16 protein-coding genes and 1 pseudogene are annotated in these 25673 nt (G+C 42.2%); 2 read left to right on the forward strand and 15 right to left on the reverse strand.

Annotated elements, in window-relative coordinates; genetic code table 11:
• The first annotated feature begins 2 nt into the window (after positions 1 to 2).
• On the forward strand, positions 3 to 1136 hold the full coding sequence (locus ACHLI0_RS01305) for a hybrid sensor histidine kinase/response regulator (protein WP_055217688.1): 1134 nt from the start codon (positions 3 to 5) through the stop codon (positions 1134 to 1136).
• Positions 1137 to 1263: 127 nt separating this feature from the next.
• Here ACHLI0_RS01305 and ACHLI0_RS01310 read toward each other — a convergent pair whose 3' ends face one another.
• The 5 genes from ACHLI0_RS01310 to ACHLI0_RS01330 are packed head-to-tail and all read right to left on the reverse strand — an operon-like array spanning position 1264 to position 9395.
• Positions 1264 to 4128 (reverse strand): PD-(D/E)XK nuclease family protein, encoded by a 2865-nt coding sequence (locus ACHLI0_RS01310; RefSeq protein WP_490748279.1) that lies wholly within the window; start codon positions 4126 to 4128, stop codon positions 1264 to 1266.
• A gap of 33 nt (positions 4129 to 4161) precedes the next feature.
• Positions 4162 to 4971: an energy transducer TonB gene (locus tag ACHLI0_RS01315; RefSeq protein WP_490748280.1), complete on the reverse strand. Its 810-nt coding sequence runs from the start codon at positions 4969 to 4971 to the stop codon at positions 4162 to 4164.
• Positions 4968 to 5594 carry a radical SAM protein gene (locus ACHLI0_RS01320; RefSeq protein ID WP_490748281.1) on the reverse strand — a complete coding sequence of 209 codons (627 nt, stop codon included), beginning with the start codon at positions 5592 to 5594 and terminating at the stop codon, positions 4968 to 4970. Before ACHLI0_RS01320 ends, ACHLI0_RS01315 begins: the two co-directional genes overlap by 4 nt.
• On the reverse strand, positions 5594 to 8767 hold the full coding sequence (locus ACHLI0_RS01325; RefSeq protein ID WP_490748282.1) for a UvrD-helicase domain-containing protein: 3174 nt from the start codon (positions 8765 to 8767) through the stop codon (positions 5594 to 5596). Before ACHLI0_RS01325 ends, ACHLI0_RS01320 begins: the two co-directional genes overlap by 1 nt.
• 19 nt (positions 8768 to 8786) lie before the next feature.
• Complete coding sequence (locus tag ACHLI0_RS01330; RefSeq protein WP_016267702.1) at positions 8787 to 9395, reverse strand: RNA polymerase sigma-70 factor; 609 nt, start codon at positions 9393 to 9395, stop codon at positions 8787 to 8789.
• Between the two features lie 164 nt (positions 9396 to 9559).
• On the opposite strand from ACHLI0_RS01330, the gene ACHLI0_RS01335 reads away from it, so the two are divergent.
• Positions 9560 to 10552, forward strand: coding sequence for a FecR family protein (locus tag ACHLI0_RS01335; RefSeq protein ID WP_234117706.1), 993 nt, complete (start codon positions 9560 to 9562; stop codon positions 10550 to 10552).
• A gap of 59 nt (positions 10553 to 10611) precedes the next feature.
• Here the strand turns inward: ACHLI0_RS01335 and ACHLI0_RS01340 are convergent, their stop codons facing one another.
• The 10 genes and pseudogenes from ACHLI0_RS01340 to ACHLI0_RS01385 all read right to left on the reverse strand — a co-directional run bounded on the left by ACHLI0_RS01340 (position 10612) and on the right by ACHLI0_RS01385 (position 25673).
• On the reverse strand, positions 10612 to 12933 hold the full coding sequence (locus ACHLI0_RS01340) for a glycoside hydrolase family 20 protein (protein ID WP_490748283.1): 2322 nt from the start codon (positions 12931 to 12933) through the stop codon (positions 10612 to 10614).
• A 127-nt stretch (positions 12934 to 13060) separates the two neighbouring features.
• Complete coding sequence (locus ACHLI0_RS01345; protein ID WP_055217699.1) at positions 13061 to 13969, reverse strand: DUF4999 domain-containing protein; 909 nt, start codon at positions 13967 to 13969, stop codon at positions 13061 to 13063.
• A 29-nt stretch (positions 13970 to 13998) separates the two neighbouring features.
• The gene (locus ACHLI0_RS01350; protein WP_258972751.1) at positions 13999 to 15180 is read right to left on the reverse strand and encodes a DUF1735 and LamG domain-containing protein; all 1182 of its coding nucleotides are present in this window, start codon (positions 15178 to 15180) and stop codon (positions 13999 to 14001) included.
• A 6-nt stretch (positions 15181 to 15186) separates the two neighbouring features.
• The gene (locus tag ACHLI0_RS01355; protein WP_055217703.1) at positions 15187 to 16314 is read right to left on the reverse strand and encodes a glycoside hydrolase family 18; all 1128 of its coding nucleotides are present in this window, start codon (positions 16312 to 16314) and stop codon (positions 15187 to 15189) included.
• A gap of 24 nt (positions 16315 to 16338) precedes the next feature.
• The gene (locus tag ACHLI0_RS01360; RefSeq protein ID WP_011107596.1) at positions 16339 to 17883 is read right to left on the reverse strand and encodes a SusD/RagB family nutrient-binding outer membrane lipoprotein; all 1545 of its coding nucleotides are present in this window, start codon (positions 17881 to 17883) and stop codon (positions 16339 to 16341) included.
• Positions 17884 to 17901: 18 nt separating this feature from the next.
• Positions 17902 to 20685 carry a SusC/RagA family TonB-linked outer membrane protein gene (locus tag ACHLI0_RS01365; RefSeq protein WP_081029618.1) on the reverse strand — a complete coding sequence of 928 codons (2784 nt, stop codon included), beginning with the start codon at positions 20683 to 20685 and terminating at the stop codon, positions 17902 to 17904.
• A gap of 221 nt (positions 20686 to 20906) precedes the next feature.
• Positions 20907 to 21845, reverse strand: coding sequence for a DUF4999 domain-containing protein (locus ACHLI0_RS01370; protein WP_490748284.1), 939 nt, complete (start codon positions 21843 to 21845; stop codon positions 20907 to 20909).
• A gap of 27 nt (positions 21846 to 21872) precedes the next feature.
• The gene (locus ACHLI0_RS01375) at positions 21873 to 22997 is read right to left on the reverse strand and encodes a DUF1735 and LamG domain-containing protein (protein ID WP_490748285.1); all 1125 of its coding nucleotides are present in this window, start codon (positions 22995 to 22997) and stop codon (positions 21873 to 21875) included.
• A 17-nt stretch (positions 22998 to 23014) separates the two neighbouring features.
• Positions 23015 to 24093 (reverse strand): annotated as a pseudogene (locus tag ACHLI0_RS01380) (glycoside hydrolase family 18).
• A 26-nt stretch (positions 24094 to 24119) separates the two neighbouring features.
• Positions 24120 to 25673, reverse strand: a complete 1554-nt coding sequence (locus ACHLI0_RS01385) for a SusD/RagB family nutrient-binding outer membrane lipoprotein (RefSeq protein WP_490748286.1) — start codon at positions 25671 to 25673, stop codon at positions 24120 to 24122.

Below are 25673 nucleotides of genomic sequence, written 5' to 3' on the forward strand. Positions count from 1 at the left end.
ATATGAATGTGGAAATTAATCCTTCCGAATATAAGGTCCTTATTGTGGACGACGTAATTTCAAATGTCCTTCTGCTGAAGGTGCTTTTGACCAATGAGAAGTTCAATATTGTAACAGCAGGCAATGGTACCCAGGCTTTGGAACAGGTGAAGAAAGAAAAACCTGATCTTGTATTGCTGGATGTGATGATGCCGGATATCAGCGGTTTCGAAGTAGCACAGCAAATGAAGGCGGATGAGGAAATGAGCGAAATTCCTATTATTTTCCTCACTGCTTTGAATAGTACGGCGGATATCGTGAAAGGATTTCAAGTGGGCGGTAATGATTTTATTTCCAAACCGTTCAATAAAGAGGAATTGATTATTCGTGTAACGCATCAGATATCATTAGTGGCGGCTAAACGGATTATCGTGGCACAAACAGAAGAGTTACGCAAGACTATTATGGGACGTGATAAACTCTATTCCGTGATTGCACACGACCTTCGTTCGCCTATGGGCTCTATCAAGATGGTACTCAATATGTTGATTCTGAATTTACCGAGTGAAACAATCGGCCCTGAAATGTATGAACTGCTGACGATGGCTAATCAGACAACAGAGGATGTATTCTCCTTGCTTGACAACTTATTGAAATGGACGAAGAGCCAGATTGGCAAGTTGAAGGTTGTTTACCAGAATATCGATATGGTAGAGGTCGTGGAAGGAGTGAGCGAGATCTTTACGATGGTAGCCGGACTGAAGAGTATCCACATCGCAATGGAAGTTCCGGAAGAACGCATGGAAGTACGTGCGGATATCGATATGATTAAAACAGTTATCCGTAACCTGATAAGTAATGCTATTAAGTTCAGTAACGAGGGATCGGAAATTTTGGTATCACTGAGAGAAGAGGATAACATGGCGATAGTGAGCGTGAAGGATAGTGGTTGTGGTATTGATGAAGAGAATCAGAAGAAATTGCTGCATACCGATACGCATTTCAGTACCTTCGGTACCAATAATGAAGAAGGTTCGGGACTCGGACTGTTGCTCTGCAAGGACTTTGTTACCAAGAACGGTGGTGAGCTTTGGTTCACTTCGAAGAAGGGAGAAGGTTCTACGTTCAGTTTCTCGATTCCGTTGTTGGAAAGCTGATATAAGCTCGATATAGGTTAACAAAACTGTCCTGTTATTCTGAGTGGACATTACTTTAGAGAAGTGATGACAACTCAGAATAACAGGACAGTTTTGTTTGATAGTTATAAATTATTCTTTCAGCATTTTATCGTTTGCAAATGGCCTTAAAATCACAATAAGTACATTTCTTTGTATCTTCAGTCTGTGTGAAAGGCTCATTCTCATCGAATATTTCTTCTAACAGTCTTTGCAGGCGTTCGCGGAATTCATCTTCAAAAAAGGCAAAGTTGTTGACCGGAATTTTCGGCTGGCGTGGCTCTCCCATTTCAATGACGGGCGAATAGCTTTCAGAGGCTGCCCGATGGATGTAGAGAAGGGAAGGAGCTACTTTCAGAGATTGCTGCCGACTCATAATGGCGGCATACAGGAAAGTCTGGAAGATATAGTTGGGACGCGTTTCCGACGGAGTAAACAATTGCTCGATGTTGGCAGGCGTCTTGGGGCTTCCTCCGGTCTTATAGTCTACGATACGTAGGGTGGTGTCTTTGGCATCCATACGGTCGATGGTTCCTCCCAATCGGAGGGTGATGGGACCTTGTCCGGTCTGAATCGTTATCTTCTCGGCAACAGGCTTTTCCATGGCAACCATTTCGAAGGGGGCGTATTGCAGGTCATTCCTCAGTAATTGTTTCAGGTAGGAGACGATTACTTTGGAGTTGATAAGCTGTACACCATTGTATTCGGGCTTTTCGTCTGCCGGAACTTTGAAAAGCTCTTGCTTGAAAGCGAGGTCAACATAGTTTTGTAGTTTGACTTCGTTGCGCAGCAAGCGTTCCAAATCTTCTTTTTGTATCATTTTCCCGTTGGCGGTCAGGTCTGTATAAGCTAATTGGGCGGAGAGGTGGAAGATGGTTCCGAACAATGCGGAGTCGATTTCCGCACTGACTTCGTCCGGTGCTTTTAGTCTGGTTACATAACGGTAATAGAATTTCAGCCGACAATCGAGATAGGCGTTGAGGGCTGAAGGAGAAAGTATATACGATTGGGGATTCGAACAATCATAAGAGCAGCGAAGTCGTTCGAATACTTCCGGAGTTTTCTCTATGCTGATATCTGTTGTGCCTTGGGGAGATTGTCCGGCTTCGAGATATTCGCGGGTAATCTTGTGAGGTCCTTCTACAAGTAGTTGCAGCATGAAACGGGATTCTTCTCCACGGTTCAGCCCATTGGAGGAAGTGTTGTAAAGCAAGGTGATGTTTTCCGCCCGTTGTATCAGTCGATAGAAATAATAGGCATAGACCGCATTTTTGTGTTCGATGGTGGTCATACCGAAAGCTTTCCGGAGGTTATAGGGAATAAAGGAAGAATCTCCTCCTGATTTAGGCAACTGTCCTTCGTTGAGAGAGAGAAGGATGATATTGCGAAAATCAAGGTTACGGGTTTCCAGTACTCCCATGACTTGCATACCAATGGCAGGTTCACCATGGAAAGGAATGTTGGAGGCGGTCAGCACTTTGCTGATCAGGCGTCTTAGTGTGTCGGTGCGTACGTTCAGCTCTCCGGTTTCTATCAGGCTATAGAGACGGTTGATAGTGGTATAGCTCTTGAAGAGGGATTCCCGGTAAAGTTGGTTGAAGATATCGTTGTACTCGTTTTCTTCCCGATAGAGAAGAGAGATGTCTTTGATTAATTCGGTCAGGTAGTCGCATAGCTCCTTGATGCCGCTTCGGGGAGTGAAAAGTTTGATCAGAAAATCATCCATTTTCAGTTCCGAAGGGAGTGGGTAGAAGCGGTTGGTCTTGGTCAGTTCCCGTTCCAGAGGTTCGGCGTTGATGGACAGCTGACGGGTATATGGGTGCTTCAGTATAGCGGATACGGTTTCGTAGGTGAAACGTCCGGTATCGGTACGATAGCCGTTGGTTTGTAATTCCATAGCGGCATTGATAAAGCTGTATACTGGAGTTTGTGCAAGCGGGAAACCCATCGTGATGTTGACGTTCTTCACTTCTTGCGGGATGGAGTGGAGTACGGGAAGCAGCAAGGCTTCGTTGCAGAGGACTACGGCGTTCTCTTTTTCTTCGTTGGCAGTGGAAAGAGTACTTTGTACCCATTCCGGAAGAAAGCGGGCTTGCGCGTTCTCGGTAGAAGCAGAGATATAGCGTATGTTCTTCGGCTTCCGCAGAGTGTCGAAACAACTTTCGGGCAATTCATTCGGGAATCGTTTCAGATTACGGTTGATGAATTCTCCGGCTTCGTGTTTGGGGATCTGAGTGGTATAGAAGATATCGTAATCCCAGTAAAACATGGCTTTATCCGCATCTTGTAATAGCTGGAAGAATTTGGTCTCTACTTTATTGAGCACGTTGAAGCCGACAAAGATGTATTTGTCATATTTCAGTCGGGTGGTATCGAGTTGCTCGATTACATTGCGATAGAGCATTCCTTCGTAGGCTATTCCGAGTTCCGCTAAGTTCTCACGGTAGCGGTGGTAGATAGTACCCAGTTTGTCCCAAAGGGAGATAAACTTCTCTTTGAGTACGGTACGGCGCTCGATAGAGAAGTTTTGGAAGAACTGTTGGATCGCTTCTTCCTGCTCTTTATCAAGGAATTCGTAATCGTCCATCAGATTCTTCAGGTCTTGCAAGTTGCTGAAGAGTTTATCCGCATCTACCAGGTTTTTATCTACATCGTCGAAATCGCTGATCAGCAGCTCGCCCCAAAAATAGAAGTCGTCCAGTGTTTCCTGACTTTCTGTTTCTTCACGGAATACTTTATATAGCTCGCAGACCAACCGGATAGGGTCACCCGCTTTCTGCACAGATAACTTCCGGAACAAGTCGCTGATACTCATTGCGGCAGGAGACCAGATCGGTTGGTCGGATTCTCCTGCCAGATATTCGTTGAAGAATAAGTTGGCACGCTTGTTAGGGAAGACGAGTACTGTACGAGACAGATCGTTTCCTATCTTGGCATATAAATCATGAGCGACTAGTTGGAGAAATGATTGCATATTTGTTCTATATTTTCTATCTTATATATTTGTTTATTGTTGCCTGAACATTACAGGGATCGTGAAGTGGACGGCAACTTTCGTTCCGTCATCCAGTTCTCCTGGTTTCCATTTAGGCATAAGACCGACAATACGTAATGCTTCTTTATCTAAATATGGATCTACACTACGTACCACTTTAGGTTGAATAATATTCCCTTCTTTATCAACGATAAATCGAACGATGACGCGACCTTGTCCCATGTCTCCTTGGGCTATTTCGGGATATTCTATGTTTGCACTAATGAATTTCATTAGTTCTTGTGCTCCTCCCGGAAATTCGGGCATGACAGCAGCTACTTCTAATACGTCGGTAAGCGAGTCTTTTTCAGTAAGCGAGTCTTTTACTGTTATTATTTCACCTGATATAGGGGTAATCTCAATTAATCCCATGTTTTGGGGTAGTTCAGGTAATTCTTGTTTGTTTACTGTATCTTTCTCTACCATAGGTATAGTATCCTCTACAGGAGTCGGGCATACTTCTCCAAACATTACACTTGCATTGGTAGAGTCACTGATAGTTTCCTGACTAGTCCCTTTATTAGGAGAACTACTACATGAAGTCATTGGTGCCATTGCTACCAGTCCGGCAGATAATCCTAATATAGTTATGGCCTTTCCAGCCATCCGTTTACGTTCCAGTTGCTGTTCCAGATAACGTACTTCAGCTTCGCACTTGGGACAAGTGCCCAGACAATCACCTTGATATTGACACTCGGAAGTAATGAATTCAATATCATTAGCTTCTGCTATTTGTCTGCGGATATCCTTCAATATCTTGCAGGTTTGTTTTCCTCGTTTCATGGCTGATAATTGTTAGGTGTTTTATAAGTAAACCGATCGAATTGGGTGATTCCCATTTCTTTCAGTAAACGGATGCTATAATCGACGTCGTTCTCTGTATTGTATGCGGGAATGACGGGGGTACGAACAATGATTTGTTCGTTTTTTCCGTGCTCAATCAAATATTGAAGATTATGCAGGACTTTTTCATTATCTTTTCCGGTGTACTTCTGGTATATGGCATTATTAATGTCTTTGATATCGATGATATAAGAATCAACAACAAGTACTAATTTCTCTATATTCTCTTGTGCTACATTGAGTGACGTTTCTACGGAAAGCTGCCATTCCTGTCCACAGAGTTGACGGAATTCATCAATGAAATCGCTCTGTAAACAAGGTTCTCCGCCTCCGAATGTAATGCCTCCGTGAGTGGCGAGAAAGTATAATTCATCCTGTCGGACTTCCTCATAAAGCTGCTCGCAGTTATAGTTCTTCCATATACCTTCCGAGTGAAGAGATTGCGGATTGAGGCAATATTTGCAGCGTAGCGGGCAACCATGGAAAGCCACCAGAGTAGTGACTCCCTCTCCATCAGTACTGAGCCGATGGCGGCTAATTCCTATGAGCGGTGCGGCTTTCATTATTTCACTTTTACAATTAGCTCTTCATCTACGTACCACAGGTAGCCGGTGATATTTTTATATCCCATCTTAGTAAGCAGTTGCATATATCCTTTTACCTGTTTGTTATATTGGAGGTTCTCTTTTCCGAATTTGAAGTCAACTACAACTACTTGACCGTCTTTCATCATTACACGGTCGGGACGCCGGGTTTGCAACACCCCTTTTTCTTTGTAGATGATGGCACATTCGTTGAACAGGGTCCATTCCCCCGAATACCAGTCCTGAATCTCCGGGGAAGAGAATGCTTTTCGGGCTACTTCCCGTATTTCTTCAGCCTTTTCGCTGCTAGCGATGACCCCTTCGAAAATGAGGCGCTCAATAGCCGGATCAATATCTTCTGCTGTTTCTATGGCAGAAAATAGCGTGTGCAACATACGTCCGCGATGAATGAAACGGTCATCCGATTCTTCTTCCTCGATCCCCTGAATGAAATCGGCGGAGCGGTTGGATTGACGGAATTCAATCTCATGACGCATGGATTCCATGCGGACAGGCAACTTATCTGGCTTCTGAGTCAGTTTATTGGTCGAAGTTTTTGCTTTTTCTTCTTCCGAAGGACAGAGTTCTCCTTGCTCATAGCAGTCCTCCTCCCAGTCGATGCCTTCTTTGAGGGCAACTACAGGCAGTGTATTGGCCAACAGTTCGGACATGGTTCCTTTTTGTCCTTTCTTGCTCCAGATGATAAGATTCTTTCCGGCACGGGTGAAGGCTACATAAAGCAGATTGAGATTATCCACCCACAGTTGAAGACGTTCCAGCAGATAATCGTTCCCATAGATGGATTCGGCCATTTGTGTCGAGTAATTGATGGGGAGGATATCCATGGCGTTGAACGGAGCTTCCTGAGGGGCACACCATACCAGTTGGTTATTCGTTTCATTCTCCAGTTTCCAGTCGCAGAAGGGAAGGAGTACTGTATGAAATTCCAATCCTTTGGATTTGTGGATAGAGAAGATTCGGATACCTTCCACTTCACCGCTGGGAATGGTTTTGCTGCACAACGTCTCATCCCAGTAGCGGATAAAACTGTCGAGCTCCGAGGAGTTACTTTGCAAATAATCCGTTACGGCATCGAAGAAGGCAAACAGATAGGCATCCTGTTCTTCAATGTGACTCATTTCGAAGATGCTGAATAGCTCTTCCAGCAATTCGTAGAGAGGCATGAGACGGAGTTCTTTCTGCTTTTCAAGAAATGCGGGCGGCAGATAGTTTTCTATCGGAAGGAGCAGAAGGGTGTTCCAGTCCAGATTCTTTTGCAGAACTTCGTTCTGATAGGCTATTGCCAGTTGGGCCCGTGCAATCTTATTGTTCTCGTCAGATAGAAATCGCAGTGCGTCTATCATCATGCAGATGGCAAGAGAGGCATCGAGGCGGAAGGCCTCGTCTGATACAATTTTATAATGTAACTCTTTGTCGAAGTAGTCCGCGATGCGGGGAATGCTTTTGTTCTTGCGTACAAGGATAGCTATGTCATTCAGCCGTACACCGGAAGAAAGCAGATGCTCTACTTCTTCACTGAGACTTATCAGTGTCTGTTCAGTATAGTCGTGCGCTTCGTCCGGTTCCAGAAAAGTGGCTTTGACATATCCTTTCTGTACACTTCTCGGAGATTCCTGTACCACATCGGCATAGGCTTTCTGAAGATCATCGCAATCTTTGCCCAACTGTTTTTTGTAGACTTCGTTCAAGTAATTTACAGCAGCAGTGAATATCTGATTGTTGAACCGGATAACATTGGTCTCACTTCTCCGGTTGGTGGCTAAGGTCTTTACCTTGATGGGGAAATGCTCGATGCGGTCGTTCAGACCGTTAAGGATTCCCCAGTCACCGTTTCGCCAGCGGTAGATGGACTGTTTGACGTCTCCTACTATCAGGCTGTCTGCTCCTTGTGAAAGCCCTTCGAGCAGGAGTAGTTTGAAATTTCCCCATTGCATCCGGCTGGTGTCTTGAAACTCATCGATCATGACATTGCGGATGTTGGTCCCTATCTTTTCGAACACGAAAGAGGAATCTCCGTCCTTAACCAGTTGATGGAGCAGGGCATTGGTATCTGATAAAAGGAACCGATTATTGTCATGGTTCAGCTGTCGTACTTCTTCGTCGATATTGGCGAGAAGCTGTACCTTGTTGAGATGCTGCAGGGAAAGCCGGCAACTATTTAGCAGGAGATTGTTTTTAGAACGCAGCTTCTCCGCATCCTCCAGTATCTGCATCAGGCTGGATTTCGCAAGGGCAATAATATCGGCAAACCGTGGAGATGTTTTGGTAGCCCAGTGTTTGGCATCTTCTAGGCATTTCTCTACAGTGGCATTGCGGATGTCATTACTTAGAATGCCATTATTCAGCTTACGGAAATAGCTGCCGATTCCCCGTGAACCGTTTTTTAGTTCATCTGCGGTAAGGGCGTGTCCTTCCAGTTCTCCTTCAAACTGATCATAGAATCCTTTCATCTGCTCCAGGATTTCTGTTTCCAGCGCTTTCAGCTGCTTGCGGTATTCTTTGATGGTATCCGGATTGCGGAGGCGTTGGCGGAGACCTTCGCCTTTTTCTATATATCCTTCGTCGAAGATGTTGCGCCCGAAATTTTTGACTTCATCCGATACATTCCAGCGTTTGTCATCGGCTATTCGTTCGTTGATGTAATCTAACAGCCATGCGAGGACAGGAGAGGTGGGACCCAGCTTCTCAATCATGCTGTCCACCGCATCACTGAGTACTTCCGCATTGTTCAGTTCGATATTCAGATTCGGACTGAGTTCCAGTTCACGTGCCAGATTGCGCATGACGGACTGGAAAAAAGAATCGATGGTCTCTACACGGAAGCGACTATAGTCGTGCAGCATATATCCGAGGGCGATTCCTGCGGCTTCCCGTATTTCTTGTTCTGTTCTCTTTGTTTCTTCTTTGATGCGGTTCAGGTAGGCCTCGGAATCTTTGTCGCCGATCTGAATGCCATATAGCTGACTGAGGATACGTTCCTTCATTTCCGCTGTTGCCTTATTGGTAAAGGTAACGGCGAGAATCTGCCGATAGGCACGTGGATTCAGTATCAGCAACTTTATGTATTCCACTGCAAGGGTAAAGGTTTTGCCTGAACCTGCCGAGGCTTTATAGACTAGGAGTTCACTCATGCTTTTGATATGAATTGTTTCATGATTGTTTGAATATGTCAAGCCCGAAATAAAGAATAAATAAAGGCAAATAGTCTTTTAGGGCAATGCGTAATAGCTTTAAAGCCTGTCCGATACGATAGTTAACGGTTTGGGGAGAGACGTTCAGCTTTTCTGCAATTTCTTTATGAGTCATCCGGTGATTACGATTCATCTCATATGCTTCCCGATAATCTTTGGGAAGCTGCTTCAGAGCATTCTCATAGAGGCGGAACAACTCATTTTCCAGATAAAAGTCAGGATTGTCGAATTCTTTCTCGAATTTTTCTGTAATCTCCTGATGTACTTTTCGTCTGATCTCGAAATGGGAAATACGGTTCAGGGCTTTGTTTTTGACAATCGTAAAGAGAAGTGTTTTCAATGTAAGCTCTTCCATAAGGCTACAGCGATTTTCCCATAACCACATCATCGTGTCCTGTACAATCTCCTCAATCTCCTCCTGCTCGCTGACATATTGCGAACAAAAGGCGCACAATCTACGGAAATAATGCCTGTAGACAGCGTCGAATACATATTCTTCGCCTGCTTTCAAGGCAGTGATGATAGATTTATTATTGTTAATATCTAGGTATATAGGAGGTTGTTGCATTCTTCATTATTTTTTATGCAGAGCAAAAATAATGAAAGCAATGAAAGAAACGAAATAAAACGGAAGAAAATATTTTTTTCTTTTTTAGTTTAGTATATTTGCGCTGCCAACTGTATTAATAACAGAGGTATTATATTTTTTTTATAGTAAAAGGATGATTGAACATGGATGAATCTATCTTGATGAACTACCTGAGGGGAGGATGCAATGACGAAGAATGTCAGCAGGTAGAACTATGGTGTGAAGAAGCGCCAGAAAACCGACAAATACTAGAGCAGCTATATTATACCCTTTTTGTAGGCGACCGTATGGCAGTGATGGATGCTGTAGACACAGAAGCGTCACTGACGAAGTTTAAGTCGCTCGTACGTGAAAAGGAGAAAAAAGCCAAGCGAAGAAGTATATCGGTTCGATGGGGACGTTATGCGTCCGCGGCAGCCGCTTTTCTCGCAGGTCTTGTTTTCGCAGGCGGAATTGCGTGGGGACTGCTTTCCAATAAACTTTCTGATTATACAGTGATGACTACCGGCGGACAGAGAGCGCAAACAGTACTTCCGGACGGTAGTAAGGTTTGGCTGAATGCATCTACGAAGCTCATTTACCGTAACTCTTTCTGGAGTACGGATCGTCAGATTGATTTGTCGGGCGAGGCTTACTTTGAAGTGGCTCGTGACAAGCATGCTCCATTTATCGTAAATACGAAGCATATTAAGACTTGTGTATTGGGTACAAAGTTTAATGTACGGGCACGTGAAGAAGAGGGCAGGGTAGTAACCACTCTGTTACAAGGTTCTGTACGAATGGAATCTCCACGAACCGTCAATAATGGCTATCTGCTGAAACCGGGACAAACGTTGAACATTAATACAACGACCTATCAGGCTGAATTAATAGAATATGCCGAGCCGACCGAAGTTCTTCTGTGGATTAACGGAAAACTGAAATTCAAGCAACATTCATTGCTGGAGATTACAAATATTATGGAGAAACTATATGACTTGAAGTTTGTGTATGATGACGAAAGTCTGAAGACCGAACGGTTTACCGGTGAATTCTCTACTGATAATCTTCCGGACGAAATATTGAATGTATTGATGCATACAAATCACTTCAGCTATAAGAAGGAAGGACGGATTATTCGATTGTCTAAAAAATAAAGAGGATAAAGAGAATGTTTAAAAAAGGTATGTCGCTGGGCGGCATACCTTTTTAAGTTTTATTCCAGTCCTATTTCATCTACGAATATAAATGCCGGTCTTCCTTTACCCCAATGCCATGCCGGTATGTTATATTCCGGACGGGCTGTTATTTTCACATAACGTGCCTGCACTGTATCGAAAGAAAGTTCATGGGTATAGATGCCATTCTTATCTTCCTTACTGACGGCGGGGTAAACTTCGGATTTTACTTCTTTGTACTCTTTCCCATCGTTTGATACGGCTACGGAAAGTTTGCGTAAATCAAGAATTTCTTCTCCTATTTCTACGTAGGTGCGTACCCATGCTTTGCTTATCGGAGTCTCCTGTTGCAGGTCAATCACTGCTTCAAGATCGTTCTGATAGAAGGCAATCCATCGTCCGGTACGGTAATTTCTGCTTCCTGCTAGTCCGTCAATGAGTGTATTCTTTCCTTCGAATTTATACTTTTCATTAATGGGCTGCTGCATGGTGATCGGCTTCATGGTGGCTTTGTTGAATTTGATATCCTCTTTCAACTCTGCACTACTGCCGTTGGGACGGATAGTGATTGCTTTCAGTGTGCAGCTTTGGCCGATTTTCAGTGTGTCCGTGTATATATTGGAACTGGCTGTAGGTTCACTGCCATCAAGTGTATAGTAGACCGGAGTATTATCAATAGTAGATAAGACAACATTCAATACGTTGGCTTCGGTATCAGGGATATATTGGGACTTTACCTGGAAGATATGTTTGGCATAGTTATATTGATTGATGTCATAGACAGCGATCAGTCCGGGTAATCGTTTCAGGAAATCCGCATATTCCTTTTTCTCCGGCATAGTCCACTGTATTTCTGATAATGCGGCCATACGGGGTAGTTCCATATATTCTACCTGACTATAAGTAGGGATATATTCCGTCCATAAGTTGGCTTGTACGCCTACGATATGCTTAGCTTCTTCGGGAGTGAGTATCTGAGGAACCGGTTCGTAGCTATATACCTTTTCTAAAGGTACATACCCTCCGATAGCAGGCGGTTCATTGTCTGTATCCATGGTCTGATAGTAATCGAAGTACAGGAATGAACTGGGTGTCATGATTGCGTCGTGTTTATGCTTCACTGCTTCAATTCCTCCTTCTATGCCTCTCCATGACATGACAGTGGCATTGGGTGCCAGTCCTCCTTCCAGTATTTCTTCCCAGCCAATGATCTGACGTCCTTTGCCGTTAAGAAACTGTTCCGCATAATTTATGATATAACTCTGAAGTCTTTGTTCGGCTGTGTGACCTTTATCGGCTTTTAGCCCCAGTTCCTTGATACGTGCCTGACATTTCGGGCATTTCTCCCAACGTACCTTCGGGCATTCATCACCACCGACATGAATATATTCGGATGGGAAAATATCTACAATTTCATTCAGGACATCTTCTATAAATGTCAGTGTCTTGTCATTTCCTGCACAGAGCACATCCTCTGATACTCCCCACATTTTCCATACTTCATAGGGGCCGCCCGTGCAACCCAGTTCGGGGTAAGCAGCAAGCGCAGCCTGCATATGTCCCGGAAGGTCAATTTCCGGTATTACTGTGATATGGCGTTCCTGTGCATATTTTACAATTTCCTTAGCTTCATCCTGTGTGTAAAAACCGCTATAGGGAATGCCGTCATATTCTCCGGAATTATGTCCGATGACTGTCTCCGAGCGTTTGGAACCGATAGTGGTCAACTCCGGACGTTTTTTGATTTCAATTCTCCATCCCTGGTCATCGGTCAGATGCCAGTGAAGACGGTTGATATTGTGTAAAGCCATCATATCAATAAAGCGTTTGACAGAGTCGGCCGGGAAGAAATGGCGTGAAACATCTAAATGTACCCCGCGATAGGAGAAACGTGGATAGTCGTTGATTTCGGCAGCAGGAAGGCTTATGTCTCCTTTGTTTGTAATTGGGAGTGACTTCCGCAAAGTCTGTATGCCATAAAAAGTTCCTGCTTCTGAAGTACCTATGATGGTTACGTTGTCTTGGGTTACTTTTAGTTGATATGCTTCGGCATTGTCTGCATTCAGACCTGTTGCTAAGATTATTGCATTTGAAGTGACTGGCTCGTCAGTGACTTTCAGCTTTTTGCCGGACATCTGATGAATGTATTCCGCCAACAGATTTGCATTTTGCTGCATTTCCTTGTTATCTTTCGGATAGACGATGGAAGTACGGTCATTTAGTACAAAGTTTCCGGTCGTAATTTTGATTTCCTGAGGCAGAGGAATAACTTCGTAGTTTGCCTGCTGAATAACTCCTGAAGAACAGGAAAATAGTCCACTGCATAAAAGAATGGCTCCTAATAGATGATGTTTTTTCATTTTATCTAATTTATGTTTGCTAAAGGTGGATTGTAGCTCTATATAAAAACAAGAGCAAACTTATACATTTTTTTTGTAAGTCTGCTCTTGTCCGGTATTTAATAGATGGAAAACCTATTCCATACGCTTATTCCCAAGAATATATATAGAATCTTGTAATATCTACACGACCGGGAACAGTGATCATCTGATACTTCAGATAGCGTGTTTTGACACTTTCTTCAAAAGTGATAGTCTGAGTTCCTCCCTTTGTGGTCCATTGACCGATGGATACCCATTTTTCGCCATCTTCAGATGTGAAAATCTCGACTTTCGTAGGAGCATATCCGGCTCCCCAATGTCTGGTTTGAATGCCTGTCAGAGTTTTCACTGTTTTTAGGTCAACAGTCAACCAGAAAGGTATTCCGTTGGTTGCAACATCACTGCTTCCTGTTCCTGCGACCGAGTTTGATTCAGGATTTTCTACTCCTTCCATAAAGGTGAAGATCCAGTCTTTAGCATTGGTGAGCAGTACATTCTCTTTTTTCCTTTCAGCGCTTTTAGAGATTTTCAGCACTATCTCCTGATAGTATGCTGCATTAGCAACATCTGTTGCTGTTGATTCTATACCTGTTATTTTTATTTTCAGAGTATAGTTTGCCTCTCCTTTGATACTTTCCAACTCATCCCAGTCCGTAATACTTAAGGTAATAGGTTCTGAAGCTGTAGCATTTGCCTTTATTACGGCTGTTTTGGAAGTTAAGTTGATTTTATCTGCTGAGATTCCATCACAGGTAGCGTCAATGTTTACATTTATATCCTGGGCGGCAGCTTTTTGTGTTGTAGCCATAAACTGAAACTCAACATTGCCTTCAATTCCTTCTTCTTCCACATGCTTCAGTGTAAACGAAGGAGTCGGTCTCAAATAATCTGCCGGCAATAAAGAAACATAGCTCATATCCCATTCGCTGACCGAATCATCATCGCTGCAAGATGAGAAGAAAGGGATCATTGCACTCATGAGTGCAATGATTATTGGTTGAAATACTTTATTCATAGTAACTATATTAAAATTGTGCCATCATTTTATTTCCATGGAGTAGCTTCGTCGGTAGACAGAATCTTATCTATCCACACAGGAGTGACTGTTGTGGTAATAGTATGCCCTTTACCGGTAGCATCTTCAAATACATTACCTTTACCTTCATTGAATCTCCAATAAGCTTCTAATCCCGGAGATTTCGGACTTGTGATAGTCATGTTGTTCTGAATCTGAATTTCCGACCGGCATACAGACCAGATACGGGCTTCACTTACCAAGATTTTACATCCGCTCCACCAGCTACCGCCACTGAACCAACTCATATTACCAAATATGCAAGGCCCACCGGCAACGTCTTTTGAACCTCCGTCTTTACCGTTAATATAGATACGATATTTAGAACCGTTGTATGTCACAGCAAGATGTTGCCACTTATTAGGTTCGAAAGAGTAGGTCGGGTTCAGATAGGTTTCATGAGTCTGAATCTGAACTAATGAGTGAGCTTTGTGGTCACTATTGTCGCTTTGCGGATCTTCGAAACGCAATAACAAGCTCTTGCCGTCGCTACCGGATGTGCTGAATACTGCACGGTTACGATTGGCTGTATTGCTTACCTGGAAACGAACTTCGACAGTAAACTCGTTGTAGGTTTCAGGAGCTTCAGAGAATTTTTGGGCTACGAGTTCTGTACTTCCGACAAATTGCGGGGCGGAAAATTCCATGATACTATTGGCAAGAATCACCAAGCTGCCGGTAACGGGCATTACATCAATACTACCTTGTTTTGCTACCAGGCGTACGGGTAAAGCATATGATTCACCGGATGCATTCATTTCTTCGGAGAATGCTTTGATATGTATGGAAATGGGATCTGCATTATAAGCGCCTGCCTTAATCGTTATATTGTCCGGAAGGGTGTAATGGGTTTCCGGCAATGCGATATAGTTTGTACCATTAGCCTTGTTGTATGCGTCAAGAGCAGCCTGATCTATTGCCAGACTATAGCTGTTGTCTTTCTGTTGTGTATTGCTGATATGCGCGTTCAGTGTGACATTGGTTTCACCGCTGCCCATAACAGTCACTTTGGTGCTTGTTGCAGTTAAAGCTTCTTCGAAGAAGACGTGTGTGTCCAATGTACTATAATTCGCATCGTCACAGCCGATCCATGCACCGCCTGCGATAAGCGATATCAACAAGAAGTTTCTTATGTTTTTAATCTGTTTCATAGTGAATTAATATTTAATTAACGGTTTGGTAGAAGGATTCATAATCTGGATGGCTTTGCGTAGATTCTTGTATTCTGGGTTTGTCGGATACTCCGCTTCCATATGATAGCTTCCTACTCCGCCTTTACGGAAACCATTTTTCGGTTGCCAGCGTGCCATTCCTTCCAAAGATTTCATGCTGTTGCCATAACGGTCGGTATAAGGATATCCACCATCCATAGCAGCATCTACAGCCTCAAAGTTTTCGGTCATGATGGTCATCTTTGTGATTTGCTCTTCGGACATTACGCTACCGTAAGTCTGAACGAGTCCCGGACCTGCTACACCACCGTCTATCAGACGTTTATCCAGATTGTTGTCATTACCGGGTTTATAGGCCTGAATGATAAAGTAATCAAAGTAAGGGCCTACATCGGGTCTGTTCTTTATACTTTGCGGTTCGCCGTCAATGATCAATAACTTGCCGGTTCCCGATTTAGGACCGAAGTGTTTGCCAAGTTCGTCTACGAATATGAACATTCTGTCATCGTCGTCCACAATGTTACCATTGTTTCCATAATTCGGTTCGTAGTCGATATCGAATCCGTCATAGCCGTATTTGTTGATCGTATCAGCGATAGCACTTGCATATTTGCGGATAGATGCTTCGACGGCTTCTTTATCAGATTCGTCCGAAGGCCAGCCCCAGAAATCATTAACGGCTTCCTGTTGGCTTGCAAATCCCATTGATTCCCAATTGTCATATATATGTTGCGGAGTGATCTGTGTACCTACCGAAGTGATGATAAAGCACATAGTGAAGCGAGTTCCTTTTACTTCTTGACAGAACTTGAGATCTTTCTTTTGTGCTTCTGTAATATTCGACCAATTCCCCCAGATGGAAACGACATCCACGCTATCCGGTATTCCTGCCATGCTGTTTACTAATGAAGCGCCTTCGCCTGTCCAGTTGCCGAACCATCCGAAAGCTTTGGGATGATCAGACTTTTTATATGCGCGCAGGGCTGCATAGTATTCTTCTGAAGGACCTTCGAAGTAATCTTTTGCTTCTGATTCTGTCCAGTCATTACAGCTCACCCATATTGGGGTGCTCAACGCTAACAATAAAAAATATAGTAAATAATTCTTTTTCATATTAATTCTAGTTAGGAGGTTATATTAATTAGTTTTTCCCCACGACAAATCTGTGGCTTCATTATCCGGACCACCATTTTTCAGATACGAAACACCTTGCTGATAATTGGAATGGTTGTTCTGTACTTCCGTGTAAGGGAATCTCAGACGACGCATACCACGCTTGCTGTCTACTCCTGATGGAGACAGATTGTCGATGCAAGGATAGAGTTCCGGATAACCGGTACGGCGATATTCAGCCCATGCTTCCAGTCCCAACGGATAGTTGGCTATCCATTTCTGAGTAATGATACGCTGAAGATTTTCTTCTTCATTGTTGTCATTCCATGCAACGGCAACGGTGTTGGAGATGGTATATGCATGGCCTCTGGGATCATTATTATGTGATACTGTCGGTTTTTCGGTATTTGTCAGATAATTGTCAGGCATTGTTGTGCCGTACTGTTCCATGGAGAGTTTGATTCCTTCTTCATAGTACTCTTTAGCCGATTTATTGCCGACAGACCAGTTCTTCAGTTTGCCTTCCGCACGGAGGAATGCTGTTTCAGCAGCGCAGAATACCAATAGCTTTGAAGTTCCTGTGATGGCCGGTATGGAATAACCTGCAACGTCACTTTTGGCAAAACCATCTTCTCCGGAGCGCATGCCCACATATTCCTGAGTGTGACCAGTGAATGTTGAATGGTTGAAGTATTTAGACATACGCGGATCACCGTATCCGTTCATATAATCAACGATATTGGCATTGACACGCAAATCACCCCAGCTTACAGCTGCCAATTGGTAAGGGTTTGTCTGCGAGCCGCAATCCATCATGGCATTGTCATTATTTGCTTCGATCAGTCCGGCTTCATGAGATGCGGCAGCTTCCGCATTTTCTTTTGCCATCTCCGGATATGCTGTACTGATGCGGATAGCCACCCTCAGTCGCATGGAATTTGCGAGTCTTGCCCAGTTGGCATAATTGCCGCTGAATACAGGGTCGTTGCTGGCGAGCGGTGCGTTACCATTGGTATCTTTGTAATAGTTATAGAGTACGTTGGCAGCGCTTGCAAAATCTTCCATTATATTCTTATAGACTTGTTCTTCTGTGTCATAAGCTACATAGAAGTTACCTTTTTTCACTTGACTGTAGGGCATCGGACCGTAACAATCGGCAACACGCAGCATGGTTATGGCCCGTATCATACGTGCAAAAGCATAATAGTGCCCGCTTTCATTAGTTGCTTCCTGTATCTGGAAGAAATTACCGTATATTTTCTCGAAATTAGTATTCCAGGGACCTGCATTCCAGGCATCACTTTGATTGAATGTGCCGAAGTTAGTGCCGCTCCATACATTCGCACATGTCAGATAGCCTCCTAACTGACCGACCATCTGATCCATCATCTGCGAGTCATTCTGTTGAATGTTTACGATCGTCTCAATCATTGACTTCATCAAAGTAGAAGGGTCAGCTTCATGAATCTGGAATTGATTGGTGTTGTATTCTTCAAAATTACCAGTACAACTCCCGGCAACTAATACCAAAGCAGTACCGACTGTTATATTTCTTAGATATTTCTTCATAATAATTTTCTCATTAATTTAGAATTGTACTTTTACATTAAATCCTATATTGCGCATGCTCGGTTGCATGAAGTAGTCCACATTCATATAGTAATTACTGGATGTAGAAGCAGACAATTCAGGGTCAAACGGTGCTTTGCAATAGATCATCCACAGGTTGCGTCCTACAAGCCCGAAGGTTACATTGGCTACATTGTTCAGCCATTTCTTGGGAAGTGTATAGCTAAGACTGAGTTCCTGAAGACGGACATTGGTGGCACTGTATAAATAGTATCTTCCGTAACCGCCTTCACCGGTACCGATGGTCTGATAGTATTTCTGTGTATCCACTTTTCCGTTATTCATTGGTACACCTTTATTGTCACGTGCATTTGCCGTGATACTTGATACACCATAGTAGTCCAGAACACCTTGCGTGGCTGAGTATGCCAGACCACCTACACGTGCGGAAAGTACGACTCCCAGATTGATTCCTTTGTAAGTGAAATTGTTGGTCCAGCCTAAATTATAGTTAGCGTTCAAATTTCCGACTTTGGTAGGAGTCTCTGCCGTATGCATACTAAGTCCTCCGGTTTGAGCATCCACTTTTATATTTCCGTTATTATCTTTGGTTAATTCATTGTACACGTATATGTCGGTCATTGTACCTCCTTCTGTCAAGATTACTCGGGGAGCTACATTCTCTTTACCAAGCCATCCTACAGGCATGTTTGGCATATCAATCAGTTCGCCCGTTACAGGGTTGGTGCTACCGCCTGCCAGACGTTTTACCTTGTTGCGGTTCAGAGTGAAAGTAGCATTTGATGCCCATCTGAATCCTGCCCATTCGTCGGTGAAGCCGAGCGCCAGCTCGATTCCCTGGTTCTGTACATTACCAGTCTGAACGATTGCCTTATTATATCCGGAGGAAGAAGGAATATCTACCTTAAATGTCTGGTTTAAAGTATTGGAACGATAATAGGTTGCGTCCAGATTGAAGCGGTTTTCCCAGAACTTCAAGTTCAGACCGATTTCCCATGATTTGGTTTTCTCCGGTTTCAGATTGTCCATCGGGTAAACTGTCGGGTTTGCCCAGTTGTGAGTCTGGCTGTTATATTCGTATCCCGGGTTAGTCAGGTAACGGTCGAAAGAAGAGGCTACAACTGTGTAAGAACCACGTACTTTTGCATAAGATATAATTTTAGGCAGAGCGAACATTTCCGTCAGTACAGCCGATAAGCCGACAGAAGGGTAGAAATATGAAGACTGATTGGAGAAAGCCAGTTTGGAATCCCAGTCATTACGTCCGGTCAACGTGAGGTAAAGTTGACTTCTCCATCCTAATTCGACATTAGCGAATATACTTTGTACTTCGTCATCGTATCCGTCCGGCAGCGGTTTATAGTTTGCAGCGTAATTAATATTATTCAGTGCAAAGAAGTTAGGGATTATCAGGTCACCTGCAAAGCCGATTGTCTGCATGGATGTGTGATAAAGTGACATACCGATATTGGTATTCAGACGGAAATCTCCGAATGTTTTATCAACAGTAGCCATTAAATCGGTATATAAAGAACGTTCCTGACGCATAGCATCTTCAAAACCACCATTGACAGAACAGAAAGTGGCAAGTGTTGAAGCGTATTTTTCTGTTTTGTTACGATAATCCGAATTGTCCAGATTGACACGTCCGGTGATATTTAACCAGTCTGTAACTTTCCATTTCAGAGAGGCATTCAGCATATAGCGTTTTTTGTCAGAGGTGCGTCTGATACGGTTTTGAGTCCAGTAAGGATTCTGCAAAGACAGGCCGCCGTCGCCATAAGGCCAGTATTGTTTCATAAATCCGTAATTTGTATCGTAACGTTCGTACAGGCGGATTTCATCAAAATTATCTCCGCGTGGAAACAGATACAAAGCGGGTAGGGGATTGTAATATTGTCCCTGAGATACCATATTGGTATTATTCTGTATGATGTATTGTGCACCGATATCCAGTGTCAGCTTATCATTTAGGAAGTTAGTTGTATTGCGTGCGGTAAAGTTATAGCGGTTGTAGCTGTTATTTGGCAAAATACCATCTGAATTTGTCGTGGAAGCTGAGAAGTAAGTCTGATTTTTATCGCTTCCTGTCGATAATGTGATGGAGTTAATGATATTACTACCGGTATTGAAGAAGTCTTTCGGATCATATCTTTTATCTGTCAGATCTCCCCAACTGAACAAACCTGAACTTGTTCCGTATCTGTTCTGCATCTCAGGCATAATATATGCCTTGGAGAAGGTCGTACTATTGGAAACTGTAAGTGATATCTTTTCTTTTTTCCCTTTCTTCGTGTTAACCAGGACCACTCCATTGGCAGCGGCAGAACCATAAAGGGCAGCAGCTGACGGTCCGGTCATCATACTTATACTTTCTATATCGTCCGGGTTTAAGTCTGCTACTGCATCAGAACCACCCATTGATCCGTACTGACCGTCACCACCACTTGAACCGGTGTTAAACATAGGTACACCATCAATCACATATAAAGCATTGTTGTTCTTGGTCAATGACTTCATACCCCGCATTACAACACGTGTAGCACCACCGGCACCTGTAGCACCGCTGCTGATCTGTACACCGGCTACTTTACCTGCCAGCGAATTGATAAAGTTGGCATCTTTCACCGCTGTTAAAGCTTCTCCCTTTACTTGCTGTACATTATAACTCAATGCTTTTTGTTCACGTTTGATACCCAACGCAGTAACTACTACTTCGTCCAAGGTTTGCGTATCTTCACCCATTGTGACTTTTAGGGGTTGGGCGTTAGCAAGCGTGATTGCTTGGGAGAAACTGGAGAAAGGAAATAAAAAGAAACTTTCAAAATACCATAGGCATCCTACTATTAGGATTTGAACAGCATTATAATGTCTTCAAAAATACAAATTTAAGAGATCTTTTTATGTACATGTTTTGGGGTTAGATATTTACAAAAAGAAAGCTGACCCAGTAAAATGAGCCAGCTTTCTCGTGCCATATTATTTATCAAACTTTAAACTTGTCATTCATTCGGAATATAAACATAAAATGCTGTTATATCTACACGAGAAGGCACTTTTATCATTTGGTATTTTAAATAGCGTGCTGTGACTGGAGCTATGAAAATGACATTTTGTGTGCCGCCTTTAATATCAAGAACACCCATGGACTTCCATATACTTCCATTATCGGAAGAAAACACCTCAATTTGAGTAGGTGCAAAAGTAGAAGCCCAGTGTCTAGTCTGTATCCCTTTTATCGTTTTAACTGTTTTAAGGTCTACTGTCAACCAAAATGGGACTCCATTGGTTGCGACATCGCTTCCACCATTTCCAATAACAGAATTTGAATTTTGATTTTCTACTCCGTCTTGGAAAGTAAAGCTCCATTCGGTTTTGGCAGTCCAAAGCTTGCTATCTGCTGGAGTACCACTTCTTAGGTTACAGAAAGCTGATTTATTAATAACAGCAGGTAAAGTTTTTAAGTTACTACTAATAGTTGTATTTCCATTACTTGTACTTATATTTTTGATCGAGATACTAAATGAGTAACTAACTTTATCATCGATAGTACCAAATATTGTTCGATCCACTGTTGCTATAACCTCTTCTGAGACTTGTTGTCCTGCCTTAATAGTAACCTGAGTTGAACTCAAAGATATTTTGCTTACATCAAGCCCTTCGGTATCACTTTTAACATCCAACGAAACAATAATATCTTTTGATACAGGTTTTTGAGTCTTGGCTGCAAAAGTCATACTTATCTCATCTCCTCCAACTCCTTCTGCATCATGAGTTAGATTGAATGTTTTTACATTGCCGACTAAGTAGTCCTCTCTTTGTAGATATACATAGGTAGCATTCCACTCATCAGCTTTTTCATCATCACTACAGGATGTGACGAAGGGAACAGCCCCCAAGGATAGAGCTGTTATAAGTATTATTTTATAGAAATTCTTCATAATCAATTAGCTTTAATGATTTTCATCTTATTTATCGAAACGGACATCATTCTCCCATTTTAGTTCATCTTCAACTGCCATGTCTCGTCCTTGCCCAGTGCAATCCTCAAACGTATTTCCCTGTCCCTCATCTAGCTTCCAATATCCCATCAGATTCGGATCTGTAGATCTTACAGCATAATACATATTGGAAATTATTTGAGTAGGAGTAATGGCTTTTCTCCATAAACGTACTTGTGCCAATTTACAATTATTTCTAAAATAGGTAGAACCACTACATACCATTTCAAGGAATGTAAATGTTAAAGGCCCACCTTTAGTCTGTAAAGTCACATCTTTTACTCCATTTATGTAAATTGTGAGTAATCCGGAAGCGTCATGAACAAATGCCACATGGTACCATTTATTGGGTAAGAAATGAGTAACAGTATTGACTTGTGATCCAAGCGTTTTTATCTGTAACAAGTCATAATCAATCATAGCATCTCCAAAACGAATATAAATATCTTCAGAATTAAAAATAGCTTGATTATTAATGCGGAATCCATCCATTTGCACCCAGAATTCAAGGGAATATTCTGTAACACTTTCATTCCATTTTTTCTCTTTATCAGTACTCGGATGATTTTTCCAGTTCATCACTGGTACTGCTTGAATTAAAGGCTGATTCAGCAAAATTAAATATTTACCGGAAGTACCTATTGTTGAAACATTACCTTTGGTAACACTAATAGCAACTGGTATAGCATATGATTCTCCATTTGGAGTTGCATAAGGTTTGATGGAAAAGTCAGTTGCTTCTGCACTCACATCACCAGCTTTGATTTTTATATCTTTGTTAAAAGTGTAATATTTCCCCGGTAATACTTCATATGATGTAGAGTTCGCTGCATTATACTCTTCCAAGATAGAAGGATCAATTATCAGAGTTGCTTCTACATCTTCTACCAATGCTTCTGCCAAACGAATATTGAGAGAAGTGGTTGTGACATTCTCCGGATCGGCCGTAATCTTCTCAAAGCTTCCACTTTCCGCCTCTGAAAAATAGATTGCATTGTCTAATATTTTATAGTCGGCATTATCGCATCCAGTCATGAAAGAAACTAGAGCCGCACATGCTATAAAATAGTTCTTTATATTATTTCTTTTCATTTTTCCAGTATATTAAGTTATTTAACAGAAGGATTCATGATTTGTATAGCTGCACGAAGCCATTTATACTCTGGAGTAAATGGATAATCATACTCCATGTGATAAGTACCGACTCCTCCTTTACGTACTTTTTCTCCATCTATTATTGGTGTCCATCGAGCCATACCTTCAAGTGATTGCATCTTGTTTCCATAGCGATCAGTAAAAGCAACACCACCATCTTGAGCATAAGACTCGAAATTTTCTGTTACTACATATTTCTTCGCTACTTCTTGGGGGATAAGTGTCCCTCAAAATTATTAATAGTAGATCGTAATCTCGAATCTAAATTGGCATCACCATAACATTGATAGGCTTGTACAATAAAATAATCTAGATATTTACCTGCTTCTGAGGCGATAGTCTGCGGCTCACCGTCTACAACTATTAGTTTTCCAGTTTCTTCTCTTGTTCCCAATCTTTCACGAAGTGTCTTAATAAATAAAAACATACGTTCATTATAAGAAGACATATTGCCTGCTGCACCATAGTTAGGTTCATAATCAATATCAAAACCGTCATAATTGTATTTATCAATCGTATCACAAATACAGTTAGCGTATTTTATGATTGCAGAATTGATACTTTCAGGATTATTATCATCCCATCCCCAATAAGCTTTTACAGCTTCTGTTTCTGAATTAAAGCCATTCGCTTCATAGTTAGTACGTACTTCTTCTGGGGTGAGTTGGTCACCAATGTTTGCTATAATAAAACACATTAGAGCTTTGGTGCCTTTTACTTCTTGAATGTACTTTAAATCTTTTTTTTGATCCTCAGTTAAGTTACGCCAATTACCCCAAATAGAAATAACATCGACACTATCCGGAATCCCTCTCATACAATTTACCAATGAAGCACCTACTCCTGTCCAGTTACCAAACCAGCCAAAAGAGATTTCATGATCACTTTTTTTATACTCACGCAAAGCTTCATAATAACTATCTGAAGGTGGAGTGAAAAAGTCTTTTGATTCGACTTCCGTCCAATCGCTACATCCCCAGAATATCCCTCCAAGCAATGCTACAAGTGCTATATAAATGTATCTTACTTTCATATTCATTTACTATTAATATTAAAACATTAGTTTTTCTTAGCCCACCACAAATCAGTAGCTTCGTTATCGGAACCACCTAATAAACGTATAGCAGTTTCTACATTAGCTTTGTTGTTATCCTTCTCTGACTTGGGAAATCTTAAACGACGCTGTTGACGTTTTGAATCAACACAATCACTTAAATTATCTACAGCAGGGAAAATTTCCGGATATCCTGTTCTTCTGTAATCGGCCCATCCTTCGAATCCTAATGGGAAATTTGCAATCCATTTTTGTGTGATGATACGTTCTAATTTTTCTGTATCAGATGCCCCTTCATTCCAGCTAACAGTTATAGTCGTTTTAGGAACATAACTGCACTTACCCGGTTCGACAGGAGAATTGTATGCTGCAGGAGTACTTTCACTGTCTTTTATGTAGGTTTCAGCTTCATTGGAAGAAATCCCTCTTTCACTAAAAGATAACTTGATGCCTTCTTCATAGAAGTGTTGTACAGTGCCACCCATATTCCAACCTTTTAATGCCCCTTCTGCACGCAAAAAAGCAGTTTCTGAACAATAGAAAATAGTGATAGGGTCTATCTTTTCATATTTAGGTTTTGAGAAATTGGCATATGTAGCAGGTTTTGCTCCTTGTATACCTGAACGCATACCCACATATGTACCATAATTTCCACCAATGGTAGATGCTGTAAAATAAGCAGAACGACGCGGATCATTATAACCATTCATATAGCTTGCGATCGTAGCATTTACGCGAATTTCGCCCCAATCGTTAGCAACTAGTTGATATGGGTTAGGTTCGGCACCGACACTACACATTGCATTATCTGAAGGAGTTTCAATCAGTCCTCCATTATCAGCAACAGCCTCTTCAGCCTTTTTCTGGGCCAAAACGGGATCAACAGAACTAATACGCAATGCCAATCTTAACTTCATGGAGTTAGCAAAACGTACCCATTTACTATAATCACCATTAAATACAGGGTCATATCCTTCAAGCGGTTTCATACCACCGGTTTCTGTAACATATTCTTTTAGTATATTGATTGCATAATCAAGATCTTCAAACATATGTTTATACACGTCTTCTTGAGAATCATACGGAGTAGCCGCAACCCCTTTAGATACTTGACTGTAAGGAATTGGACCGTATGCGTCGGTTACACGATGCATGGTGTTCACGCGAAGCAATTTAGCCATTGCCCAGAAGTGTCCTTTTTCTCCAGTGGCTTCCTGAATTCTATAATAGTTCGCATAAAACTTTTCAAATGGAGTATTAAATGGAATTTGATTCCAATTATCATCAGCATTGTAGGTATAGAAGTTATTTACTCTACCCCAGTCCTGTGACATTGAGAGATATCCTCCGAATGGTCCCCCTACCATCTGATCAATCATCTGATTATCATTTTGCTGTACATTTACTCCTGATGTAATCATTGTAGTGTAAAGCATCGGCGGATTCAGATCGTGAGGCTGATAAGGATTTGTATTGTAATCCTCAAAATTGGAAGTGCATCCACAGAATATAGGAGCTAATGCTGCAGCTGCAATCGTTTTTATTATTATTCTTTTCAT

The organism is Bacteroides sp. RCH18 (assembly GCF_058231005.1).

Excerpts from the sequence above, each read along its gene's own strand:
- ACHLI0_RS01350 (WP_258972751.1), bottom strand. The coding sequence starts at position 15,180 with ATGAAACAGATTAAAAACATAAGAAACTTCTTGTTGATATCGCTTATC.
- ACHLI0_RS01305 (WP_055217688.1), top strand. The coding sequence starts at position 3 with ATGAATGTGGAAATTAATCCTTCCGAATATAAGGTCCTTATTGTGGAC.
- ACHLI0_RS01315 (WP_490748280.1), bottom strand. The coding sequence starts at position 4,971 with ATGAAACGAGGAAAACAAACCTGCAAGATATTGAAGGATATCCGCAGA.
- ACHLI0_RS01340 (WP_490748283.1), bottom strand. The coding sequence starts at position 12,933 with ATGAAAAAACATCATCTATTAGGAGCCATTCTTTTATGCAGTGGACTA.
- ACHLI0_RS01335 (WP_234117706.1), top strand. The coding sequence starts at position 9,560 with ATGGATGAATCTATCTTGATGAACTACCTGAGGGGAGGATGCAATGAC.
- ACHLI0_RS01320 (WP_490748281.1), bottom strand. The coding sequence starts at position 5,594 with ATGAAAGCCGCACCGCTCATAGGAATTAGCCGCCATCGGCTCAGTACT.
- ACHLI0_RS01330 (WP_016267702.1), bottom strand. The coding sequence starts at position 9,395 with ATGCAACAACCTCCTATATACCTAGATATTAACAATAATAAATCTATC.
- ACHLI0_RS01325 (WP_490748282.1), bottom strand. The coding sequence starts at position 8,767 with ATGAGTGAACTCCTAGTCTATAAAGCCTCGGCAGGTTCAGGCAAAACC.
- ACHLI0_RS01310 (WP_490748279.1), bottom strand. The coding sequence starts at position 4,128 with ATGCAATCATTTCTCCAACTAGTCGCTCATGATTTATATGCCAAGATA.
- ACHLI0_RS01375 (WP_490748285.1), bottom strand. The coding sequence starts at position 22,997 with ATGAAAAGAAATAATATAAAGAACTATTTTATAGCATGTGCGGCTCTA.
- ACHLI0_RS01385 (WP_490748286.1), bottom strand. The coding sequence starts at position 25,673 with ATGAAAAGAATAATAATAAAAACGATTGCAGCTGCAGCATTAGCTCCT.
- ACHLI0_RS01345 (WP_055217699.1), bottom strand. The coding sequence starts at position 13,969 with ATGAATAAAGTATTTCAACCAATAATCATTGCACTCATGAGTGCAATG.
- ACHLI0_RS01370 (WP_490748284.1), bottom strand. The coding sequence starts at position 21,845 with ATGAAGAATTTCTATAAAATAATACTTATAACAGCTCTATCCTTGGGG.
- ACHLI0_RS01355 (WP_055217703.1), bottom strand. The coding sequence starts at position 16,314 with ATGAAAAAGAATTATTTACTATATTTTTTATTGTTAGCGTTGAGCACC.
- ACHLI0_RS01360 (WP_011107596.1), bottom strand. The coding sequence starts at position 17,883 with ATGAAGAAATATCTAAGAAATATAACAGTCGGTACTGCTTTGGTATTA.